Source organism: Paenibacillus sp. G2S3 (assembly GCF_030123105.1).
Classification (GTDB): Bacteria; Bacillota; Bacilli; order Paenibacillales; family Paenibacillaceae; genus Paenibacillus_AQ.
The window spans coordinates 1,800,074-1,823,994 of record NZ_CP126095.1; the positions used below are offsets into that span (position 1 = coordinate 1,800,074).

The 23,921-nt window shown below is 44.6% G+C and carries 17 protein-coding genes; 13 read left to right on the forward strand and 4 right to left on the reverse strand.

What is annotated here, in order from left to right:
• Positions 1 to 6: 6 nt before the first annotated feature.
• The 13 genes from QNH28_RS07875 to pulA all read left to right on the forward strand — a co-directional run bounded on the left by QNH28_RS07875 (position 7) and on the right by pulA (position 18,521).
• Positions 7 to 1,182 carry a galactokinase gene (locus QNH28_RS07875; RefSeq protein WP_283910885.1) on the forward strand — a complete coding sequence of 392 codons (1,176 nt, stop codon included), beginning with the start codon at positions 7 to 9 and terminating at the stop codon, positions 1,180 to 1,182.
• 4 nt (positions 1,183 to 1,186) lie between these two features.
• Positions 1,187 to 2,173 carry a UDP-glucose 4-epimerase GalE gene (gene galE, locus QNH28_RS07880; RefSeq protein WP_283910886.1) on the forward strand — a complete coding sequence of 329 codons (987 nt, stop codon included), beginning with the start codon at positions 1,187 to 1,189 and terminating at the stop codon, positions 2,171 to 2,173.
• A gap of 55 nt (positions 2,174 to 2,228) precedes the next feature.
• The gene (locus tag QNH28_RS07885) at positions 2,229 to 3,809 is read left to right on the forward strand and encodes a UDP-glucose--hexose-1-phosphate uridylyltransferase (RefSeq protein WP_283910887.1); all 1,581 of its coding nucleotides are present in this window, start codon (positions 2,229 to 2,231) and stop codon (positions 3,807 to 3,809) included.
• A 223-nt stretch (positions 3,810 to 4,032) separates the two neighbouring features.
• Positions 4,033 to 5,196, forward strand: coding sequence for an iron-containing alcohol dehydrogenase (locus tag QNH28_RS07890; RefSeq protein ID WP_283910888.1), 1,164 nt, complete (start codon positions 4,033 to 4,035; stop codon positions 5,194 to 5,196).
• Positions 5,197 to 5,758: 562 nt separating this feature from the next.
• On the forward strand, positions 5,759 to 6,295 hold the full coding sequence (locus QNH28_RS07895; RefSeq protein ID WP_283910889.1) for an NfeD family membrane protein: 537 nt from the start codon (positions 5,759 to 5,761) through the stop codon (positions 6,293 to 6,295).
• Complete coding sequence (locus QNH28_RS07900; RefSeq protein WP_283910890.1) at positions 6,295 to 7,869, forward strand: flotillin lipid rafts scaffold protein FloT; 1,575 nt, start codon at positions 6,295 to 6,297, stop codon at positions 7,867 to 7,869. Before QNH28_RS07895 ends, QNH28_RS07900 begins: the two co-directional genes overlap by 1 nt.
• Positions 7,870 to 7,976: 107 nt before the next feature.
• Positions 7,977 to 8,684 carry an ABC transporter ATP-binding protein gene (locus QNH28_RS07905; protein ID WP_283910891.1) on the forward strand — a complete coding sequence of 236 codons (708 nt, stop codon included), beginning with the start codon at positions 7,977 to 7,979 and terminating at the stop codon, positions 8,682 to 8,684.
• Complete coding sequence (locus tag QNH28_RS07910) at positions 8,668 to 10,290, forward strand: hypothetical protein (RefSeq protein ID WP_283910892.1); 1,623 nt, start codon at positions 8,668 to 8,670, stop codon at positions 10,288 to 10,290. The genes QNH28_RS07905 and QNH28_RS07910 overlap by 17 nt, the downstream gene beginning before the upstream one ends.
• Positions 10,291 to 10,419: 129 nt before the next feature.
• On the forward strand, positions 10,420 to 11,295 hold the full coding sequence (gene glcT / locus QNH28_RS07915; protein WP_283910893.1) for a glucose PTS transporter transcription antiterminator GlcT: 876 nt from the start codon (positions 10,420 to 10,422) through the stop codon (positions 11,293 to 11,295).
• Between the two features lie 331 nt (positions 11,296 to 11,626).
• Positions 11,627 to 13,690, forward strand: coding sequence for a glucose-specific PTS transporter subunit IIBC (gene ptsG, locus QNH28_RS07920; RefSeq protein WP_283912082.1), 2,064 nt, complete (start codon positions 11,627 to 11,629; stop codon positions 13,688 to 13,690).
• A 100-nt stretch (positions 13,691 to 13,790) separates the two neighbouring features.
• Entirely contained in the window at positions 13,791 to 14,066 is a 276-nt protein-coding gene (locus QNH28_RS07925; RefSeq protein WP_283910894.1) for an HPr family phosphocarrier protein, read from the forward strand.
• A complete protein-coding gene (gene ptsP / locus QNH28_RS07930) occupies positions 14,059 to 15,771 on the forward strand; it encodes a phosphoenolpyruvate--protein phosphotransferase (RefSeq protein ID WP_283910895.1) in 1,713 nt (570 codons plus the stop codon). Before QNH28_RS07925 ends, ptsP begins: the two co-directional genes overlap by 8 nt.
• A gap of 410 nt (positions 15,772 to 16,181) precedes the next feature.
• Positions 16,182 to 18,521, forward strand: coding sequence for a type I pullulanase (pulA, locus tag QNH28_RS07935; protein WP_283910896.1), 2,340 nt, complete (start codon positions 16,182 to 16,184; stop codon positions 18,519 to 18,521).
• A 60-nt stretch (positions 18,522 to 18,581) separates the two neighbouring features.
• Here the strand turns inward: pulA and QNH28_RS07940 are convergent, their stop codons facing one another.
• From QNH28_RS07940 to QNH28_RS07955, 4 genes are all read right to left on the reverse strand, one after another.
• Positions 18,582 to 20,195 (reverse strand): diguanylate cyclase domain-containing protein, encoded by a 1,614-nt coding sequence (locus QNH28_RS07940; RefSeq protein WP_283910897.1) that lies wholly within the window; start codon positions 20,193 to 20,195, stop codon positions 18,582 to 18,584.
• 418 nt (positions 20,196 to 20,613) lie between these two features.
• Positions 20,614 to 21,786: an ABC transporter permease gene (locus tag QNH28_RS07945; RefSeq protein WP_283910898.1), complete on the reverse strand. Its 1,173-nt coding sequence runs from the start codon at positions 21,784 to 21,786 to the stop codon at positions 20,614 to 20,616.
• Complete coding sequence (locus QNH28_RS07950; RefSeq protein WP_283910899.1) at positions 21,783 to 22,481, reverse strand: ABC transporter ATP-binding protein; 699 nt, start codon at positions 22,479 to 22,481, stop codon at positions 21,783 to 21,785. The genes QNH28_RS07945 and QNH28_RS07950 overlap by 4 nt, the downstream gene beginning before the upstream one ends.
• Positions 22,478 to 23,917, reverse strand: a complete 1,440-nt coding sequence (locus QNH28_RS07955) for an efflux RND transporter periplasmic adaptor subunit (protein WP_283910900.1) — start codon at positions 23,915 to 23,917, stop codon at positions 22,478 to 22,480. Before QNH28_RS07955 ends, QNH28_RS07950 begins: the two co-directional genes overlap by 4 nt.
• Positions 23,918 to 23,921: the final 4 nt, after the last annotated feature.

A 23,921-nucleotide genomic window follows, 5' to 3' on the forward strand; every position in this document is an offset into this window, starting at 1 on the left:
GCATTAATGAGCACACAGGATCTTAAAAAGAAATTCATCGAAAAGTATGGGGTAAGCGAGCAAGAAGCTCAAGTATTTTATGCACCAGGACGTGTTAATCTCATTGGAGAGCACTTGGATTATAACGGTGGATACGTGCTGCCGGCAGCTTTGGAATTCGGTACAACTTTGATTGTGCGTCCACGCAGTGACAGCAAAGTGAATTTTGCATCTACTAATTTTCCTTATGAAGCATCTATTGATTATAGTGAAATTGGCAAGGCCAAAACTGGGGAATGGATCGACTATCCGGTTGGAGTAATGGTTGAATTGGAGAAGAAAAACACTCCAGTATCTAAAGGTTACGATCTGCTGTTCCATGGTGATATTCCGAATGGCGCAGGCTTGTCCTCATCGGCTTCTCTTGAAGTTGTGACTGCTTATGCTTTCCTAGCTCTCGAAGGCGGCGACACGGATACCGTTGAGATTGCACTCTTGTCTCAGCGTGCTGAGAACCAGTATGTAGGTGTGAACTCCGGAATTATGGATCAGTTCGCAGTTGCTAATGGCAAACGAGATCATGCAATCCTGTTAATGTGCGATACGCTTGAATATAATCTGGTACCTTTCATTACGGGTGCTTACAAACTGGTTATCGGCAATACGAACAAACGCAGAGGACTTGTAGATTCCAAGTACAATGAGCGTCGTCAGCAGTGTGATGAGGCCTTGTCTATTTTGCAAAAAGAAGTGCCTTCACTAGCTTATCTGGCACAGCTCAATCGTGAGCAGTTCGAAGCACATCAAGATAAAATCACAGATGAAATTGTTAGACGCCGCGCTCGCCATGTAGTGGAAGAGAATCAACGCGTACTAGATTCCGTTGAGGTATTAAAGAACAATGATCTAAAACAATTTGGGCAGTTCATGAATGATTCACATGCTTCCTTGCGCGATTTGTATGAAGTTAGCTGTGAAGAGCTAGATATTATGGTTGAAGAAGCACAGCGTATTCCGGGTACACTCGGCTCCCGTATGACTGGTGCAGGTTTTGGTGGCTGTACTGTATCCTTGGTGCATGAAGATGATGTAGAGCGTTTCATTCGTGAAGTAGGCGAGGCATATACGACAAGATCTGGTTTGGTTGGTGAGTTCTACGTTTGCGGCATCGGTAATGGTGTCCAAGAATTGAAGGGAGTGTAATTAGATGGCAATTTTAGTAACAGGTGGAGCAGGGTATATTGGATCTCATACTGTAGCAGAGCTGTTGGATCGCGGCGAAGAAGTGGTAGTCATCGACAACCTGCTAACAGGGCATCGTGAGGCGCTACTGGGTGGCAAGCTGTACGAAGGAGATCTGCGTGATAAGGAGCTGCTTGGCAAGCTATTCGCCGAGAATGAAATTGATGCGGTTATCCATTTTGCGGCAAGCTCTTTGGTTGGAGAAAGCATGAAGGACCCTGTGAAATATTACGACAACAACGTATATGGCACACAATGTATTTTGGAAGCTATGCAAAAAGCTGGCGTGAACAAAATCGTATTCTCGTCCACAGCTGCAACCTACGGCGAACCGGAAAAGGTGCCGATTGAAGAAACAGACCGTACAGAGCCAGCAAACGTATACGGAGAAACGAAGCTGACCATGGAACGGATGATGGCTTGGTTTGACAAAGTACTGGGCATCAAATACGTAGCACTACGTTACTTTAATGCTGCAGGTGCACATGCTAGTGGCAAAATCGGTGAAGACCATCGTCCGGAAAGTCATTTGGTTCCACTGGTATTGCAAACCGCTTTGAAGCAACGGGAGAGCATCGCCGTATTCGGAGACGACTATCCTACAGAAGATGGTACTTGTGTGCGCGACTATATTCATGTTAGCGATCTGGCTGACGCCCATGTTCGTGCAGTAACTTATCTGCGTAGCGGAAGCAGCAGTAATATTTTTAACTTGGGAAATGGACTTGGCTTCTCGGTAAAACAGGTTATTGAAACTGCGAAGAAGGTTACAGGACTAGAAATCCCTGTAGTTATTCAAGAACGCCGTGCTGGAGATCCGGCAGTACTGGTAGCTTCCTCCGATAAAGCGCGCTCTATCCTTGGATGGAACCCTCAGCATGCTGATTTAGAGAATATCATTCAAAGCGCCTGGAACTGGCATTCTGCCAATCCGCAGGGGTACGGAGAATAAGGGGCTTTAGCATAGCTTAACTAGAGCATGAGACCCTACTTAAGGAGAATTGAAAATGCACAACGAGAATAAGGTTACGCCTGCTGGCCAGAAAGCCTTACATGCGATTGAGCAGCTAGTTTTGTTCGCACTACGTGAGCAGCTCATTGCTCCATCAGATGAAGACTATAGCCGTAATGTGCTGCTAGATCAGTTCGGATTTAGTGAGCCGTTCGTTGGCGAGATCGATCAAAGTCCACTTACAGGTCCACAGGTTCCACTGGATGCACTGATTGATTATGGTTTTGAAATCGGATTGATTCCAGAGAATAGCGACACTTACCGTGACTTGCTGGATGCCAAGATTATGGGACTCTTAATGGCCCGTCCTTCAGACGTAAATGCTGAGTTCAATCGTTTAGCTGCTGAAAAAGGCATCTCCGCGGCTACAGATCGCTTTTATAAATTAAGTATAGATTCCAACTATATCCGGATGGACCGGATTTCCAAGAATGTCTACTGGCTGCAAGATTCGCCTTACGGTGACATTGAGATGACAATCAATTTGTCCAAGCCTGAGAAAAGTCCGAAGGAAATTGCTATGGCCCGCTTGCTCCCGCCGCCGGTCTATCCAAAATGTCTGCTGTGCCGCGAGAATGTTGGGTATGCTGGTCGAGTTAATCATCCGCCGCGCCAGAACCTGCGTGTCATTCCACTTCAGCTGAATAATGAGAAATGGCTCTTTCAATACTCGCCGTATGTTTACTACAACGAGCACTGTATTGTATTCCATCATGATCATGTGCCAATGAAGCTTACCAAGGATACCTTGAAGCGGCTGCTTGGCTTCGTAGAATCTTTCCCGCACTATTTTATTGGCTCAAATGCAGACTTGCCAATTGTCGGTGGCTCGATTCTGACGCATGACCATTTTCAAGGTGGACGTCACACATTCCCTATTCAGAAAGCGCCTAAGGAAGATACGTTCACGCATGCATCTTATCCGGGTGTTAGTATCAATATCGTAAAATGGCCTATGTCCGTATTACGTTTGAATGCTGTGGATCCTGCGGTATTGCTGGAGTGTGGAAATGCACTTTATGAAGCATGGAAGACGTATAGTGATCCTGAGGTGGAAGTGTTAGCGTTCAGTGAAGTGAATGGTGATGCTCAGCCTCATAATACCGTTACTCCAATCGTTCGTCGGGCGGAAGATGGCAGCTTCGAGATGGACCTTGTGCTACGTAATAACCGGACCAATGAGCAATATCCTGAAGGGATTTTCCATCCCCATCGGGAGATGCACCATATCAAGAAAGAAAATATCGGCTTGATTGAGGTCATGGGACTCGCAATTCTGCCAGGTCGTCTGAAGGAAGAGCTCGATTCTATTGCCAGCATCCTTGCAGGAGATCAAGCGCTATTAGAAGCGGTGAAGAATGTTCCTAGTCATCCACTTGCACAGCATGCTGCTTGGGTTCAGGAGCTTGTAGAGCGTTTCGGAACGGCATTACAGCATGAAGAAGCCGTCAAGATTGTGCAGAACGAAGTCGGCATCAAGTTTACACATATTCTTGAACATGCGGGTGTCTATAAACGGACTCCGGAAGGGCAAGCTGCTTTCCGTCGTTTCGTGAAGAGCTTCGGCGCGATGTAAGTTTGGATTAGGGATGTCCTTAAGCCTATGAGCTTAAGGACATCCTTTTTTTAGGTTATATATTTGGGGTCCCCGCAAAGTACCTGAGTTTGCATCGAAGCAAAGCACCACTTTGTGGGGATATCTATGTGGTTTGAAGCTACTCCATTTGAATGCAGCCATTTAGAGGTTTATAATACGAGTGAGCAAAATATTCTGAAATAACTAATGGAGGTTTACACATATGCGTAATTTTGATTTTTATAACCCTACCAAGCTGATTTTTGGACAGGGTACGCTGGAAGCTTTGAAGACTGAGGTGCCCAAGTACGGCAAGAATGTATTGTTGATGTACGGTGGCGGTAGCATCAAGCGTAGTGGCCTGTATGAAAAGGTAAAGGCTGAGCTGAGCGCAATAGATGCTGTGGTAACTGAACTTTCTGGCGTAGAGCCGAATCCACGTCTTTCCACCGTACATAAGGGTGTAGAGCTGTGTCGCGAGCATAATATCGATCTCATCCTAGCTGTAGGCGGCGGTAGCGTGTTGGACTGCGCTAAAGCAGTTGCTGTTGGGGCGAAATATGAAGGTGACATGTGGGACTTTGTTGAACGTAAGGCAGCTGCTCAAGATGCTCTCCCACTCGGTACAGTGCTGACGATGGCAGCTACAGGATCAGAAATGAATAGCGGCTCTGTAATCACTAACGAAGTGACTAAGGAAAAAATGGGCTGGGGCAGTATTCATGCCTTCCCAGCATTCTCGATTCTTGACCCAGAGAACACCTTTACTCTGCCACGTGATCAGACGGTCTACGGCATGGTAGATATCATGTCTCATGTTCTGGAACACTATTTCCATAGCGATACCAACACACCGGTACAAGACGGCTTCTGTGAGACTTTGCTACGTACTGTGATCGAAACCGCACCGAAGCTTATTGAAGATTTGAATAATTACGAACTGCGTGAGACGATCATGTACTGCGGTACAATGGCGCTTAACGGTATGGTTAGCATGGGTTTTGCTGGAGATTGGGCGACTCACAACATCGAGCACGCAGTATCAGCTGTATACGACATTCCACACGGTGGAGGACTGGCTATTCTGTTCCCACAATGGATGAAATATAATATCGATACTGATCCTGCCCGTTTCCGCAAGCTTGCTGTAAATGTGTTTGGTGTTGATCCTGCGGGCAAGACCGATAAGGAAATAGGGCTGGAAGGAATTGAAGCGCTGCGTAGCTTCTGGGATTCCATTGGTGCACCGAAGACACTTGCTGATTATGATATTGATGACAGCGAGATCGGCAGTATGGCTGATAAGGCGGTTCGATTCGGACCGTTTGGTAATTTCCGCAAGCTTGACCGTGAGGACGTAGTTGAAATTTATAAAATGGCTCTGTAAGTAAATTCTTCTACGAAAGAGACCCTTCGTCTTTATTCTGGAAAACGAAATAGAACGTCAAAGAAGCGATTCTCCCGTTATGGGAGAATCGCCTCTTCGCTTTTATGGGTCTATTGGGACTAGCTCCCTGACTTAACTTTGCCAACTCAACTTCTCCTCGACTTCGTCCCCGAGCTTCGCTACTGCCGACCGCTGCCTCATCTGCCTCTCGCACCCGTACCGCAATCTAATCTATAACCTCACCCAGAATTTACGGACCTGAATGACGTTATATGTGAATTTTCAGCCTTTTGAGCAGTTGTTCGGATTCCAGAGACACTATTCCATCGAACTGGCTCATTTTTGCTGTTTTTCACGCCAATAGAGGCTATGAGGTCCGATAGCACGTCAAATATGAGAAAAAGCTGCGTATAAGGTCTGCTGTGTCCGACAACATTTTTCGTACTATTATCCTCTGAATGGAACTTTTATGGGTGAATATCCAAAGTTTATGAAACCAATGGCCTACTTTATTCGTTTAAAGTAATATGACAGTCCTGAATGAAGACAGGAGGAAGTTAATATGCAAACGCTGTATTTAGGCTGCTTGGCGCTAGGCGTCATATTTGCCATAGTCAGCGTCCTGGTGGGTGATGTGATCGGAGATGCTTTGCATGGAGTCTTTGATTTCGTATCCGTAGATTTTCTGAATCCCACCGTACTGGCAGGAGGAATAACCGTGTTCGGCGGAGCGGGCATTCTTCTAACCCGGTACAGCGCACTGGAAGCTGGGGCGATCATTGCTTTGTCTTTGTTAGCCGCCGCTTTTTTGGGAGTACTTATGTATCTAGGGGTGGTTAAGCCCATGGAAAAAAGCGAAATGTCCAATGGTTTCTCTATGAATGATCTGCCTGGCAAGATCGGAGAAATCACAATTCCTGTTCCCGCCACGGGTTATGGCGAGATTATGGTAAAGTTTGGCGCCGGCAATAGCCTGCATACGGCAGCAAGCTTTGATCATGAGCTGCTTCCGGCAGGAATTAAAGTTGTTGTAGTGGAGGTTAGAGAAGGCGTTGCATTGGTGTCAGAATTCGAAAAGAGAAGAGGAGTGGATCTTTAATGTTCGGTATTCCTGAGTATTTGTTAGTCCCTGCTGTTGTCGTTGCTGTTTTGTTTGTGCTAGGGATCGCATTCTGGGCACGTTACAAAACTGTTGGACCAGATGAAGGGATGATCGTAACGGGGTCGTTCTTGGGGAAAAATCATATTTCAGACGATGGTTCTGGTCGTAAAATAAAGATAGTACGTGGGGGCGGGGCATTTATCCTTCCTATCTTTCAGAAGGCTGAATTTATGTCGCTTCTTTCTCATAAACTCGATGTGACGACCCCGGAAGTATACACCGAACAAGGGGTTCCGGTTATTGCTGACGGTGTAGCAATTATTAAAGTGGGTAGCTCGACTGAAGATGTGGCGACAGCCGCTGAGCAATTTATGGGCAAACCGATTGAAGCGCTGAAGAGCGAAGCACAAGAAGTTCTTGAGGGTCATCTGCGGGCCATTCTCGGTTCGATGACCGTTGAGGAAGTATATCGTAACCGTGACCGTTTTGCGCAAGAGGTTCAAGGCGTGGCGGCACGTGATCTTAAGAAAATGGGTCTGCAAATTGTTTCCTTTACGATCAAGGATGTCCGAGACAAACATGGATATCTTGATGCATTAGGTAAACCGCGGATAGCTGCAGTGAAGCGGGATGCAGAGATCGCTGAAGCAGAAGCAGTGCGGGATGCGAGAATTCAAAAGGCAAATGCTGAAGAGCAAGGGCAAAAAGCAGAGCTGCTGCGGGATACGAATATCGCCGAAGCCTCCAAGGAAAACCAGCTTAAGGTGGCTGCGTTTAAACGGGATCAGGATACAGCGAAAGCGGAAGCCGATCAGGCTTATCATATTCAAGAGGCACGCGCGAAGCAGACTGTTGTCGAAGAGCAAATGAAGGTTGAGCTGGTACGTAAGGAACGCGAAATCGATCTGCAAGCGAAAGAAATTCAAGTTCGTGAGAAGCAGTACGACGCAGAAGTGAAGAAAAAAGCGGAAGCGGATCGTTACGCAGTAGAGCAAGCGGCGGAAGCTGATAAGGCGAAGAGAATGCGTGAGGCAGATGCCTTGCAATACAGTATCGAAACGCAGGCAAAAGCTACGGCAGAGCAAAAGCGCCTTGAAGGGCAAGCGATGGCGGATGCAGAGCTGGCTAAAGGTACAGCGGATGCCGAAGTTATCCGGTTGCGTGGTCTAGCGGAAGCAGAAGCGAAAGAGAAGCTGGCGGAAGCCTTCCAGAAATTCGGCGAAGCAGCCGTGCTCGATATTATCGTCAAAATGCTGCCTGATTTGGCTGGCCAAATCGCGAAGCCGCTGGCATCCATTGATAAGCTTACCGTTGTAGATACCGGTAATGGTGAAGGAGCGGCACGTGTCAGCAACTATGTAACTCAATTGATGTCTACGGCTCCTGAGATGCTGAAGAGCGTCTCTGGAATTGACGTGGAGGCCCTGATCAAAGGGCTGACGACTAGATCCTCAGGGTCAACTGGAAGCAAGGCTGTTCCAGTCACACCCGTGACCTCTATACAACCTCCAGCAGCAGCGGGGGGAGCGAGCAAAGCTTCAACTTCTGTGGCTGAGCAACCTGAAGACTAATTAAAGCAACAACTATAGAATGATTTAACTTAAGGTAAGCCCGGTAATTGCTACCGGGCTTACTCTAAGTTTTTAGGCCTTAGCTATAGAATAGGAGAGGTGTGCGCGTGCAACTGATTTTAGATCATATCCATAAAAGCTTTGATGGTAAACAGGTGATTAAGGATGCAGATTTCACCTTTGAAAAAGGGAAGATATACGGGCTACTCGGACGGAATGGAGCAGGCAAAACCACACTTTTTAATTGTCTGAGTGGAGAGATCCAGATGGATAGTGGCGCTGCTTTTATTGGTGAGAAAGATGCTGCCCGTCCGCTTCGTGATGAGGACATCGGATATGTGTTTTCTCTGCCCATCTTACCTGAATTTCTGACAGGCTATGAGTTCGTAAAGTTTTATATGGACATTAACCGTGAGAAGATCGATCCGAATAAAAGCATTGAAGATTATTTTTCCATTATTAAGTTTGAGGAAGAAGATCGGCACCGGCTGATTAAGGGTTATTCCCACGGGATGAAGAATAAAATTCAAATGCTCTGCTTTATCATTACTCGCCCGCCTTTGATTTTACTAGATGAGCCTTTAACCTCTTTTGATGTGATTGTGGCTCTTGAGATCAAGAAATTGCTGCGTGAGATGAAGCAGGATCACATCATTATTTTTTCTACGCATATTTTGCAATTGGCCGCCGATTTATGTGACGAGTTGGTCATTCTAAATCATGGAACCCTTCAAGAAATTCCACGTGAGACCCTACAAAGTCCAGAGTTTGAGGAGCAGATTATAGCTTTACTTCAGGATGGCAACAATGATTAGTACACTTCGTACCATACAGGGGATTAGAGGTTCGTCCGCAGCCAATCGGCTGATTTACTATTTCAAAAAGCTACCTGTTCTTGGCAAACTTTTAAAAGGTGATATCTACTCTAACATTACACTTAAACAAGTTTTCGCATGGATTGCACTTATACTAAAGGTCTTTTGGGGATTTTTAAGCAAGTTCGCCTATCTGGGCATTGTGGTTTATTTGCCAATTGTTCTTTTACACAAAGAAATGCCACTCGCTGAACAGTATGCATTGTTCCTACATATCTTTATAATTCTGAGCTTTATAGTGGCTGCGGTATCGTATGTATTTATATTAGAGCCCAAACGGGATAAATATATATGTGTGAAGCTGATGAGGATTCCGGCTAAGCAGTATATGCATGCTACACTTTTGCTTAAAGGCTTAACGTTTTTTATTTATTATGTGCCAGCATTAACCGTTTTTGCGGGAATTTTTGATGTACCACTGTGGCACGGCATATGGCTTGCAGTTCTGCTTACGGCCTGGAGAATAGTCACTGAGGCGCTGAATCTTTGGTTTTTTGACAAAAAAGGAATTGTGTTAGTTAAAAAAATGAGCTGGGTATGGTCGGTGATTGGACTAGGCGCTCTACTTGCTTATTTTCCCCTTTATCTAGGGTATGCTTTTGTAAATGATGCGACAGGATTTAGTGTCCCAGTGAGTCTTCTGATCGTTGTACTTGGAGGAATTGCAGCTGTGTATATTGGAAAATATCCTAACTATCGCAGCGCTGTAGATGTCGTTACCAAGATAGATGATCCACTGCTGGACATGAACCGGATGATGAAAGAAGCAAGGGTGGCCGATGTTCAGACCAAGGAGAAGGACTTTTCGTCGGAAGAGCTTAAGGGTAAAGCATTTCAAGGTAAGACAGGTTACGCCTACCTGAATGCTATTTTTTTCTCCAGACATAAACGCTTGTTGATTCAACCTATCCAGAGGCGTTTAACCATCATTGGTGTACTCTTTATAGTGGCAGTCCTAATCATGTTCATTTCGCCGAAGACATCGTCCAAGTTTACGACGTATCTGCTCGGTGGGCTTCCCTTTTTTGTATTTATAATGAACTATACCTCTATAGGTGAGCGTGTGTGTAAAGCGATGTTTTATAATTGTGATCTAAGCTTATTGCGTTATGGATTCTATCGTGAACAAGCTGCAATTCTGGACAATTTCAAGATACGTCTTATTAAATTGAGTGGCCTTAATCTTATTCCTGCCTTCGCCATATGTTTAGCATGTACTCTGCTGTTTCTGCTCTCTGGTGCTGATTGGGGTTTGATGAATGCGGTGATTTTTTGGGTAACGATTCTTTGTCTTTCCTTGTTCTTCTCAGTGCACCACTTGTTCATGTATTATATTTTTCAACCGTACAGCACGGAGCTTAATATGAAAAATCCATTCTTTTTTATCGTCAACAGCATCGTATTGGGATTAAGCGTGGCTTGTATCGGATTCCCAAAAGCATCGTCACTTTTTACACTAGTTGTTCTTGCGGGAACGATTGCTTATATGGTTATTGCCGTGATGTTGGTTTACAGGTTCTCCAGTCGAACCTTTCGGGTGAAGTAGAACGCAGAGTGTTCTTCTAATATCGGAATGTTGATGATATGATGGTAGCGAGAGTTTTTTAATCGTACCGTTTCATGTTGCGTTTGCTGCTTGGAAGTCAGGTGTTTAGAAATAAAAGAGGTGTCAAAAATGAGTAGCATAACTGTAGCAAAGGTGTTAAATAACAACGTTATCATTGCGGACCATCCCCAATATTCCGAGGTTGTAGTGATTGGCAAAGGGATAGGGTTTAATCGAAAATTGCATGATCGGATTGATCTATCCTCCGTGGAGAAGATGTTTATTCTTCGCAGCCAGGAAGAGCAGGAACAATATAAACAGCTTCTTCCCCAAGTGGATGAGAAGTTGATTGAGATTGTACATGAAATTTTGTTATATATTATGCATAGCAGTAGTCAACCACTAAATGAGCATGTTCATATTGCACTCACTGATCATATCTCATTTGCTATCCGGCGTTATGAACAAGATATCCCAATTCACAATCCGTTTTTGTATGAGACTAAGGAAATTTATCCTGAAGAATATAAGATGGCAGAGTATGCGATTGAGCGGATTAATGAAGGCATGGGTGTGGATTTGCCCGTAGATGAGGTAGGGTTTGTTGCACTTCATATCGTTAGCGCGCTGAGCAATAGACAAATTTCCGAGGTCAGACAGCATTCTCTTTTGATTGGGGATTTGATCGGAATCGTAGAGAATAACCTCGAATATCGAATTCCTCGGGATTCACTTGATTATTCGCGATTGGTGACTCATTTACGATTTGTTCTAGAAAGACTGCGCCGTGGAGAATCGGTAAGGGAGACTTCTACGTTGGATGGTCTTATGAAAAGAGAGTATCCCGAAATGTATACCTTGGCTTGGCAATTAACTAAGGTTATCGAGAACCGAGTGCGAATTCCTGTGTATCCAGCAGAGGTCAGTTATTTGACAGTTCATCTGCAACGTCTTGCCCAGAAGAAAGAGGATGAATTGGATATGGAGACGAATGGTAAAGCCTGAAATGCCTTCGGCGTCCTTATAAGGACGGTAAGCGTTTAAGCGAGAAATATATGGATACAGTATAATGTGTAACTTATACTTTCGTATCTTTTAAAAAAAGCTTGTCACTTCAAAAAAACGGTGCTACAATATCCGTGTCCTATTTAAAACAGAATACCAAGCGTGTAACTGATTCGATCAGGCATGAGTGATTTACAGTATTTTGGTTGCTAGTCCCCAACTTGGGGTAATCTAACCTTAGCGTTAGATAACAACCTTTATACTGTGTTGCTCATGCCTTTTTTGGCATCTGTTTTACTTAAAAAGTAAATAATGAAAGGAAGTGACCATGATGTTCAAAAAGCTTTTCGGCGTTTTACAAAGAGTCGGTAAAGCGCTAATGCTCCCAGTAGCGATACTGCCAGCAGCCGGTCTGCTCCTTGGAATAGGAAACATGCTGGTAAACCCCGATTTTCTACAATACGTTCCGGCACTGGAAAATGATGTAGTTCAGGCAATTGCGAACGTATTGATGAACTCAGGGCAAATTGTATTTGATAATTTATCCTTACTATTTGCCGTGGGTGTTGCCATCGGTTTATCCGGTGGTGAGGGTGTTGCTGGTCTAGCCGCTATTATTGGTTTCCTCGTAATGAATGTTACGATGGGTACTGTAATTGGCGTCAATGATTATGTCCTGAGCCAAGGCGACTTCTCCTATGCTAGCGTCTTAGGAATTCCAACACTGCAAACGGGGGTATTTGGAGGTATACTCGTCGGTATATTGGCATCGTCCATGTACAAGCGATTTTTCAAAATTGAGCTTCCATCCTACCTAGGCTTCTTTGCAGGTAAACGTTTCGTTCCGATCATGACTGCGGTAACGTCTTTGCTTCTTGGTCTGGCATTGACCTTAGTTTGGCCGCCAATTCAGCACGGTCTGAACTATGTATCACAAAGTATGATTGATACGAATAAAACGCTCGCTGCGTTTATCTTCGGAACAATCGAACGCTCGCTGATTCCTTTTGGTCTGCATCACATCTTCTATTCTCCGTTCTGGTATGAATTTGGTACCTACGTAGATAAAGCTGGAGAATTGGTACGTGGTGACCAACGGATCTTCATGCAGCAGCTTCGTGATGGTGTAGAATTTACAGCAGGAACATTTACAACAGGTAAATATCCTTTCATGATGTTCGGTCTTCCAGCAGCTGCTTTGGCCATCTATCATGAAGCTAAGCCTCAGAATAAAAAACTTGTCGGAGGCTTGATGCTTTCCGCAGCATTGACTTCATTCCTGACAGGGATTACTGAGCCGCTCGAATTCTCGTTCTTGTTCGTGGCTCCACTACTGTTCGCGGTACACGCTGTATTTGCTGGTTTGTCCTTTATGACCATGCATATCCTTAATGTCAAGATTGGTATGACTTTCTCGGGAGGCTTTATTGATTACGTGCTCTTTGGTATTATCCCGAACCGTACGGCTTGGTGGCTCGTAATTCCAGTAGGTCTTGCTCTTGCCGTAATTTACTACTTCGGATTCCGCTTTGTTATTCGGAAGTTCAATCTGATGACTCCGGGTCGTGAAGAGGATACAGGTGAAGTCGAAGATACGAACACAGAAGCCATTTCTAAAACAGGTGATGATTTACCACGAAACATTTTGTCTGCGTTGGGTGGTAAAGAAAATATCGCTCATCTGGATGCTTGTATTACCCGCCTTCGTGTGGAGGTTAAAGATAAATCAGGCGTGGATAAGACTCGTCTGAAGAAGCTAGGTGCATCAGGTGTGCTTGAGGTGGGTAATAACGTTCAAGCGATCTTTGGTACACGTTCCGATACCATAAAATCTCAGATTCAAGATGTAATTAACGGGAAGACACCTGCACCAACGCCGGTAGCAGCCACGCCACAGCCTGAAGAAGAGCAGCAGGCAGGTGAAGCTGGTGAAGCGATAATAAAAGAAGATATCGTCTCTCCGGTAAATGGTGAACTGGTGGATATTACTGAGGTTCCAGATCCAGTGTTCTCCCAAAAAATGACGGGTGATGGTTTTGCCTTCCTATCCGATGATGGGAAGATTGCTTCACCAGTCTACGGTAAAGTGTTTAATGTGTTCCCGAGCAAGCATGCGATCGGCATTATGTCCGATGGAGGCAAGGAAGTGCTCGTTCATATAGGGGTAAATACAGTTAAGCTTAAAGGTCAAGGCTTTACAGTTCTAGTTGAAGAGGGCGACCTTGTAGCTGCTGGACAGCCGATCATGGAAGTGGATCTAGAATATGTAAAAGCACATGCACCATCAGTTATGTCTCCTGTTATTTTCTCCAATTTGCCAGAAGGCTCTTCCGTAACCTTGAAGAAGCCAGGCAAGGTATCTATTGGGGATAAGGATATTATTGCCATTCAGTAAAAGTGCAAGGGTGGACGCTTCCTTTAAACATTAAAGGGAGCGAAGCCTTCACTATAAATTAAAAAATATTCTATTAAAAGAAAGCGAGTTGGATAATATTATGCAAACAACATTCAGAATTATCGATGAAGATGGAATTCACGCACGTCCGGCAACTGCCTTGGTAAATACAGCTACTAAATTCAAAGGTACAGAAGCTTATGCAGAAGCAAAAGGCAAAAAAGTTACATTGAAATCTATCCTTGGTGTATTGTCATTGGGTCTAGAAGCTGGAGACACTTTGTCTCTGATTACTGAAGGTGGCGAAGAAGCTGAAGCTCTGAGCGCACTTTCTGATGTAATGATCAAAGAAGGGCTAGGGGAAATCCATGAGTAAAATTTCAGGAATCGCGGCTTCAGCAGGGATTGCAGTAGCCCGTGCTTTTATCCTGAAACATCCGGATTATACAATTACAAAGACTAGTATCAGTGATCCTGAAGCAGAAGTCGCTAAGTTGAATGACGCACTTGCTAAATCAAGTGCTGAACTGCAAACCATTAAAGAGCGTACTTTAGCAGAACTAGGAGAGAAGAAAGCAGAGATTTTTGCATCCCATCTGCTGATTCTTGAGGACCCTGAACTGATTAATCCCGTAATTGATAAAATTCGTCAGGAATCGGTTAACGCGGACTATGCACTAAACGAAGTAGCTACACAATTCATTGAAATGTTCGAAAACATGAAGAGTGCTTACTTACAGGAACGTGCAGCTGACATGCGTGATGTGACCAAACGCCTGCTGAACCACTTGCTGGGTATTCATTATGTTAGTCCTGCAGAAATCAATGAAGAGGTTATTGTGATCGCTGAGGATTTGACACCTTCTGACACAGCACAGCTAAATCGCAAATACGTTAAAGGCTTCACAACAAACATTGGTGGACGTACGTCTCACTCCGCGATTATGGCACGTTCCTTGGAAATTCCAGCGGTAGTTGGAACTAAGAATGTCATGACAGAAGTGAATTCTGGGGATCTAGTGATTGTCGATGGTCTGAACGGTGACGTTCTTATTAATCCTAGTGAAGCAGAAGTGGCGGAGTACGTTCGCAAGCAGGAAGCTTACGACTTGCAAATTGCAGAGTGGAAGAAACTTCGTGATAAACCAACGATTTCTGCAGACGGTAAGCACGTGGAGCTGGCGGCTAATATCGGTACACCAAACGATGTCAATGGCGTAATTGAGAATGGCGGCGAAGGTGTAGGCTTGTATCGTACTGAATTTCTATACATGGGCCGCGATAAGCTGCCTTCTGAGGAAATTCAATATAACGCCTATCGTGCTGTGCTTGAGAATATGAAAGGCAAACCGGTAGTCGTGCGTACACTAGATATCGGTGGCGACAAAGAGCTTCCGTATTTGGATCTTCCAAAGGAAATGAATCCTTTCTTAGGATTCCGTGCGATTCGTCTTTGTCTGGATCGTCAGGATATTTTCCGTACGCAGCTGCGTGCTTTACTAAGAGCAAGTGTTCATGGGGATCTTCGCATTATGTTCCCTATGATCGCAACACTTGGTGAATTCCGTGCAGCCCGTGATCTTCTACTTGAAGAGAAAGCGAAGCTTCGTGAAGAAGGTAAGGAAGTATCTGACAACATTCAGCTCGGCATAATGGTTGAGATTCCTTCCACTGCAGTACTGGCTGACCAGTTTGCAAAGGAAGTTGATTTCTTCAGTATTGGTACGAATGATCTTATTCAATATACAATGGCTGCTGACCGTATGAATGAACGGGTTTCTTACCTGTATCAGCCTTACAATCCGGCCATCCTGCGTTTGGTCAAGAATGTAATTGATGCAGCGCATGCAGAAGGTAAATGGACAGGAATGTGCGGTGAAATGGCTGGGGACGCAACAGCGATTCCACTCTTACTAGGTCTTGGCCTTGATGAATTCAGTATGAGTGCAACGTCAATTCTGCCAGCACGTAGTCAAATTTCTAAATTGTCGGCTGCCGACATGAAGGAACTGGCTGCAAAAGCACTGCAACTTGGCACTGCTGAAGAAGTAGCTGCACTTGTTCAAAGCATCACTAATTAATAATTTCCATATGCATTACTCCGTTTAAGCGTTTTATAGCGTTCCAACTACTATTACCGACTTCCGCTGTTTGGAGGTCGGTTTTTTTGTGCTTATATCCATAATTTATTTGTTACATTGGCTTATGTTCATACGTGAGCGTTATACTCAACTAAGAATAACTAAATTCACTTTTTATTTGCTTTATTGCACAGATGTCTATGCCGATAGTAATAGTGATGAGTATAAAGTCGGTAAAGAACCCAAACCTGTCAATATGTCTTACATATAATAGTATGGATCCATAGAAAGTTTATACTCCTTTATCGACTTGCAGAGCTGTGCAAGTATTAATACGATCATAATTGGAAATATTTGGACTTATAAGTATCCCTATAAGTAGGTAGGGAGCCATAGGATGGTGTTAACTCATGAGTAAAAATGTTATAGATGCAGAATTAATGTTAGAGGTCTATGAAGGTAAAGACCTGGGCTTGACGTACTCGGTAGAGTACAGTGTATTTAAAGTCTGGGCACCTACTGCTTTTGCTGTTTCTCTAGTCTTGTACGAAACAGGTGGAAATCAGCTTAACATTGGATTTGATCCGAGCTCTACAGATAGTGGACGTGTTATATATATGCAGCGACAGAACGGTGGAGTCTGGCAGACTAAGCTATCAGGTGATTTAAAAGGGAAATATTATATGTACCGTGCTGTATATGCTGATGGAAATGTGACAGAAGCAGTAGATCCCTATGCAACAGCCGTATCGGCAAATGGTTTAAGAACAGCAATCGTTGATTTGCGGGGAACCCATCCTGAGCATTGGGAGAAGGATGTTGCTCCTCCATTACAGCATCCGGCTGATGCTGTTATTTACGAGCTGCATGTGCGTGACTTCTCCTCACATGAGAGTTCTGGCATGTACTATAAGGGTAAATTCAAAGCATTTACCGAATTTGGATTAAGGGATTCGGAAGCAAATGCAATAGGCATTGATCATCTGGTTGAATTGGGTATCACCCATGTACATCTGATGCCTGTGTTCGATTTCCAGACCGTTGATGAGTTAAGTGTTATGAAGCGTGGTTCGTCAATAGAACATACCGACTACAATTGGGGTTATGATCCTCAGCATTATAACGTACCGGAAGGATCATATAGCACTGATCCTACCGATCCAGAGCTCCGAATTCGCGAATTTAAAGAAATGGTTCAGGCTTTGCATAGCCGTGGGATTTCGGTGATTATGGATGTGGTTTACAATCATACGTACGCTGTAGAGAAGGGCCCCTTCGAGCCGCTTGTACCAGATTATTTCTATCGCCGTGACTATTTGGGACGTTTATCTAATGGCTCAGGAGTGGGTAACGAGTTAGCTACGGAGCGTCCGATGGTACGCAAATATATTAAGGATTCGTTGTCCTACTGGGCTTCGGAGTATCATATTGATGGCTTCAGGTTTGATCTTATGGGTCTGATGGACAGTGTGACCATGCGTGAAATAACGGAAGAGCTTCGACTTGAGGTGAACCCTAATTTACTGTTATATGGAGAACCTTGGACAGGAGGAGATTCTCCACTGGCAACAAAGACGCTAAAAGGTGTGCAGCGGGGAAAAGGATATGCTGTCTTCAATGATAACTTTCGTTCGGCGATCAAAGGAGATAGTGATGGATGGGGACGGGGCTTCATTACTGGAGAATACGGTAAAGAAGGGGCTATTGCAGCCGGAATCAAAGGAGCCATTCATGAATTTACGGACTCCCCTGTGGAATCTGTGAACTATGTAACCGCCCATGACAATTTGAATTTATGGGATAAGGTGCTTACCGTTCAAGGGGGATTTCAGGATGCCGCTTCACGGGCTAACCCTTATGTGAATGTAGATCTGGGGAATATTCTCAGCAATGAGACCGTACGCCGATCCTTACTTGCAAACGGAATCATCCTGACTTCGCAAGGGATTCCATTCCTGCACGCCGGTGATGAGCTCCTGCGTAGTAAATTTGGAGATCATAATAGCTATCGTAGTGGAGATATGATTAACGCGATCCGCTGGAATATGAAAAGTGTGTTTAAGCCTGTTTTTCAATATTATAAAGGCTTGATCGCACTGCGGCGTACACACCCGGCATTTCGTCTACATGGTCGCCAGGAAATTGAGCGTTCGCTTGAATTTCTGCGCTGTGATGGGGGGATAGTGTCGTACCTGCTTAGTAATCATGCAGGAGGTGACCTCTGGAACAATATAATGGTCATCTTTAATGCCAATAATGATCGAGTAAGGCTGTCTCTTCCTGAAGCTACTAACGGTTGGAACGTGGTAGTGGATCACACCCGAGCGGGGACTGAGGCATTCCGAATGGTTACAGGTAGCGAGGTGGAAATTGAAGGCTTGTCGATGATGGTGCTCTATGATGAATGTGGTGAGCCAGCACCGCGATCCAAAATTATCGAAGTACACTATGAACGGCCAGATGGAAATTATAAGGGCTGGAATCTTTGGGTTTGGGATACAGGCATTCAGGATGGACAATGCGATTTTCGGTATATGGAGGATGGGCGTGCAGTTGCACGAATTGAGGTTTTGCTAGATACCAAATCTATTGGGTATATACTACGACTTAATGACTGGGAAGAGAAAGATGGGGATAGCGATCGCTTTATTGACTGTTCCAAAACTGACGAACTTATCAAGGTCATGGTTATAGATCGTGATCAGGAGAATGATGGGATCTCAGATGATCATCTACAGTTAACCAGTTAAAAGAATAAAAAGAGCTGCTTCAGGGTTAGTTATACCCCGGAGCAGCTCTTCTTGATGTTCTTATGGTTTTCCGATGGTCTGGTTGGTTAAACCTACATCCAAAAGCTCGTAATAGAGATTAGCTTCATTCCCTCCATGGTCTTTGGAAAGGTACATCGCTAGATCAGCGGCACGCAGAAGTTCATTAATACTGCTTCCGTGTTCAGGAAATAGAGCAACGCCAATACTTGCGGAGGTATGAAAGCTAGATCCATTGTCAATAGACCAGGATTTGTTGAATAGCTTAAGCAAACGCTTTAGCATTTCATCTAACATTTCTGGAGAGGTGAATCGGTGCAGTACCACCGCAAATTCATCACCGCCAATCCTGAACGCCTGACCTACACCTTTGACCGTTTGTAAAAGCTCTCGAGAGAGCAGCTGCAGAAATTCGTCTCCAGCCAGATGTCCTAAGGTATCGTTTAGCTGCTTGAATCTGTCACAATCCAGCAGTGCGAGTGCAATATTCTTTCTCCGTTCTTCCGGTTGGTTGATGAGATTCTCCATGTACATTTTGAAATGAGCCCGGTTGGGAATCGCGGTTAAATGATCATAGAAGGCTAGCTTATGTAATCGTTCTTCGTATTGCTTCCGTTGTGTAATTTCACGGGACACTAACATAAATTGTGCTGGAAAATTATTACTTCCTCGAACAGGTGACACCTTTGTTTCCAGCCATACCCATTGCCCTTCAGCTCCACGCATCCGTAGCTCTGAGATACGAGGGGTTCCCTGAACGACACTCTTTAGTTTAGCCCAGGCAATCTCCGGTTCACGAATGTAGTTGGAGAGAGGGGCACCCTTTTTAGGAACATAGCCTAGAATACTTGAATGTGAAGGGGAGCTATACAGGATCAATCCGTTAGGATCAGTCAATATAATAAAGTCAGACATGGTTTCACCAATTAGCTGATAGAGTGTTTGTTCCTCCAGCATTTCATTCTTGAGCCAAATGATTTTGCGACCCAAATAAATAATAACCAAGAGCAGTATAAAAAAGACCAGCGAGTATAACGCAAAGAGCGCACTTTTTTTATCCTGGAACCCATCTGTTACTTGCAAGGCGTAGGTGTCTATCAGGTCTTCTGATTGATCCAGATGAGTTCTAACTTCATTTAACTGCATGTTCAGATTCACAGCTTGATATGAAGCGGGGTCCCATCCGATCTGCATCCGTTCAGCTATCAATGTATTCCCTGTGCTCTTCCATAGGTCTAGGGATGTTTCGAAGGCATAGAGCTTGTTCTCTAATTCAGTAAGTATTCTATTTGCTTGCTTTATACCACTGTAGGGATTGTTGATAGATTTGATGTCTGAACTCGCTAGACTTACCCGTTCTTCTGCTTGCTGATTATTGTCCTTATATTCTTGAATAAACTGATCACGTTCAGCTTCAGTGAGTGTCGAGCTCATGGAGGAGTGGAGAGCGATTGCGGCTTGATAAAGATCACGATCAGCGCTCAGTATAAGCTCAGCGTTCTCAAATACATCTTCATATAAAGAATCTGACATTCTGTTAATAGTGTGATTTAGATAGAGTAAAGAAGCTATACTAATCCCAACCAGTAGAATGGAGAGCGCAGCGAAAATAAAGATTAGTTTGCGTGTTACTTTGAAATCGAAAAATCCAGCCACGGCTATCTTCTCCCCGCATAAGATGGTTAAAAAATCTTATTGCTGCTAACGTATAACCTGCGGAATTTCCATTTGTGGCAGGTGTGTTTTATTTTTAAGCAAAGATGATGAGAGTGATGAATTAAAAAAAGAGGTGTTCTAACATAGTGGAAAATGAGGCATGGGAAAGATAAGTTGTGTGTGGATCGCAGTTTGTCGTACAACAAGTATATAGGACGTCCTACTTATAGAGCAATCGCTTCCTCAAATAAATATCATTAATAAAAAATTTAAATGATTATGGCATGGGCCTATTGCCTTATCTATATTCAAATTCATAAATCCTATTACCCAACTAATTCGCAAATGATATCCACACCAGCTCCTAAAAAAGCTGTCAAAGTCATAATAATGACTTTGACAGCTGACTTTGAAATAACTATTCATTACGTAGGGCATGAATGGGGCGAAGTCGAGCAGCTTTGTTCGCAGGCATCATTCCGAAAATCACGCCGATAAGCAAGGAGAAAACAAAAGATATAAGTACCATATCCCAAGCAATAGATACCGTAAGTGAAGTATACTTTCCTAGCAACCAACTACCTGCGACTCCAATGCCAACACCGATCACCCCACCCAATCCGCTAAGCACGATGGATTCGATCATGAATTGAGCGAGAATATCGAATTTTTTGGCGCCGATTGCTTTGCGGATCCCAATTTCTCTTGTTCTTTCATTGACGGATACGATCATAATATTCATAATGCCGATCCCCCCGACAAACAGTGAAATACCGGCAATGCCCGCTAATGCCATTGAAAGAGTGGCTGTCGTGGAATTCACAGTTTCCAGCATCTCTTGGGAATCAAATACGCTAAAAGCATTATCCGCATAATTAAATTTAGCATCTAACGTACTCTCAAGCTTCTCTTTTACGGTAGCTACAGTGTCTGCTGAAGTCGTCGCAATCGTGATCGACCGTACGCCTTTGCTTTTTAACTGACGCTCTGCAGTAGCTATAGGGATCAGTATGATATCATCATTGGAACCACTTAGACTAGAGCCTTTCGCTTCCAAGAGGCCGACGATTTTATAGCTGATCCCGTTTAGCTGGACCTTTTCACCTACAGGATCGTCTGTACCGAATAAATCCTCAGCCGTACCTGTGCCTATTAGCGCTACCTTCTGCCGGTACTCCGTATCAATATCAAGCAGGAAACGTCCTGACTGTACATGAAAATCCTTAACGTCCTCATAAGAAGGTGTAATGCCTTCAACAGTAACGCTAACATTCTCTGTATTATGCTTGGCTGTAACATTGCCACTGATCACAGGAGCTACATTTTCTATACCCTCTATATCTCCTAGTGCCAAGGCTTCTTCATAGGTCAGGGAGGTGGTAGCTCCACGGCCAGTAATGTTTACCGTCAGTTGATTTGTTCCGAGTCCATTGAGCTGCTCCGTAATCTGAGAAGTCGTTCCCTGACCTACAGAAACGAGGATGATAACGGATGATACACCAATGATAATACCCAGCATCGTTAAAAAGGCTCTTACTTTACTGCTGTAGATGCTTTTTAGAGCCATACGCATACTTTGAAATAATTTCACCTCGCATTCCTCCGATCTTCCACGAGGTTGCCATCCTGAATACGAATGATACGCTTTGCTTGCTTTGCGATTTCGAGGTCATGTGTGATTAGGATGATCGTATGACCTTGCTCATTTAATTCTTGTATCATCTGCATGACCTCTTGCCCAGTTCGCGTATCAAGTGCTCCGGTAGGTTCATCTGCAAGTAGAATCGGGGGAGCTCCTGCCATGGCCCGTGCAATGGCTACACGCTGCTGTTGTCCACCTGAAAGTTCAGAAGGCCGATGATGCATTCTCTCCTCCAAACCTACTTTAATGAGTGCTTGCTGCGCCGTTTCTCTGCGTTCTCGATGTGAGAGGCCACGGTATATAAGCGGAAGCTCCACATTCTCGACAGCAGACAATTTGGGGAGGAGATTGAAGTTTTGAAAGATAAAGCCGATCTTCTCATTTCGGATAATAGCCAGCTTATTGTCGGATAACTTGCGAACCTCTTGTCCGTCCAAAAGATAACTTCCCTCATCGGATACATCCAGGCATCCAAGCATGTTCATGAGTGTTGATTTACCAGAACCGGATGGACCTATAATCGCTACGAACTCTCCGAAATCGATTGAAAAGGAGAGGCTTTTTAGGACCGTCATGCTTTCTCCGGCCATAGTATAGCCATGGGTCATATTCTGAACTTGGATCAGCGGCGCTGAAGCACTCATCTGCTGCCACCTCCGCCGCCACCTGGTGCTCCGCCCATGCCACCAGCACCACCTCCACTGAAGCCGCCACCACTAAAGCCGCCACCGCTGAAATTAGCACCACCCATACCGCCCATACCACCTTGCATTTGCATCTCAGTACTAGTTGTGCCTGTTTTGGTAGAGATTACTGTAGGAATGATCACTTTGTCACCTTCATTTAGCCCACTGATGATTTCAATACTGCTCTCATCATGGATGCCCACTTCGACGGAGACTGTTCGCTGATTACTGTATCCTCGATTTCTTGTACCAGCTGTTCCGTTAGCCATAGCACCGCCGCGAGCATTAGGTGCTCCACTAGGCATAACTCCACCGCGAGCATCAGGAGCTCCGCTAGGCATAGCGCCACCGTCAGCATCAGGCGCACCACCATAAGGCATAGCGCCACCGTTAGCATCAGGAGCCCCGCTAGGCATTGGTGCCTGGCCCTCGCTAGATGCTTTTGAGGATTCAGCTGAACCCGCTGTTAAAGGGAGAGCTACTGTGTACTTGCCATTTCTTTCTTGAACAGCTTCAATAGGTACGGTTAACACATCTTTTTTCTCAGCTGTTGTAACTGAAACTTCTGCGGACATTCCTACAAGGGCACCTTCGGAGGTGGCTAAGCCAACGGTAACATCGAAGAGGGATACTCCATTGGAGACGGTGCCTTCCTTGGCGATCTTAGTAACACTCCCCTTGAATTCAGTGTCGGGCAGGGCATCCAATGAAATGGTAGCAGGCATCCCTATTTTCACTGTAGGAATATCAAGCTCATCCACCTGCACTATGACGCTTAAATTAGCATAATCGGTGATATCGATGAGTTCAGAGCCATCCATCGCTTTTTCACCGCTGGAGATGTTAACTGTTGTAACAGTTCCGTCAATTGGAGCGGTTAGGGGATCTGGAGGGATCATATCCTCTTGTACAGATGCGATTTTTTCGATTTGAGAAGCGATATCCGTTTTCGCTTTTTCAATCGAACGTTTGGCACTGGCCAATTCATCCTCGGAGGCACCTGCCACGGCAAGCTTCTTATACTGCTCCTGCTTGTCCTGAAGATCTGTTTCAAGCGAGGTAAGAGAGGTTTGTTCCTGCTTGAGATTATCGCTCAGGTCATCGCCTTCGAAGGTAATTAACTTTTGACCTTTTTTCACGACGTCGCCTTCTTTGACAAGCACCTCAGCAACGGTTCCAGCATCCTTCGTTTTTACTTTCCCTGTTTCGGTGGCCGTGACGGAGCCTGCTCCAGATACATTTACTACGATATCGCCCTTCGTAACCGTGGCTGTATTAACAGGCACTTCAGCGGCCTGACTATTCTTATCAGGTAGAAACGTATACACCAACAATCCGGCTGTTGCTACAGCTACTACTCCGATGGTCCAGAGCAACACTTTTTTCTTCTTCATTTCT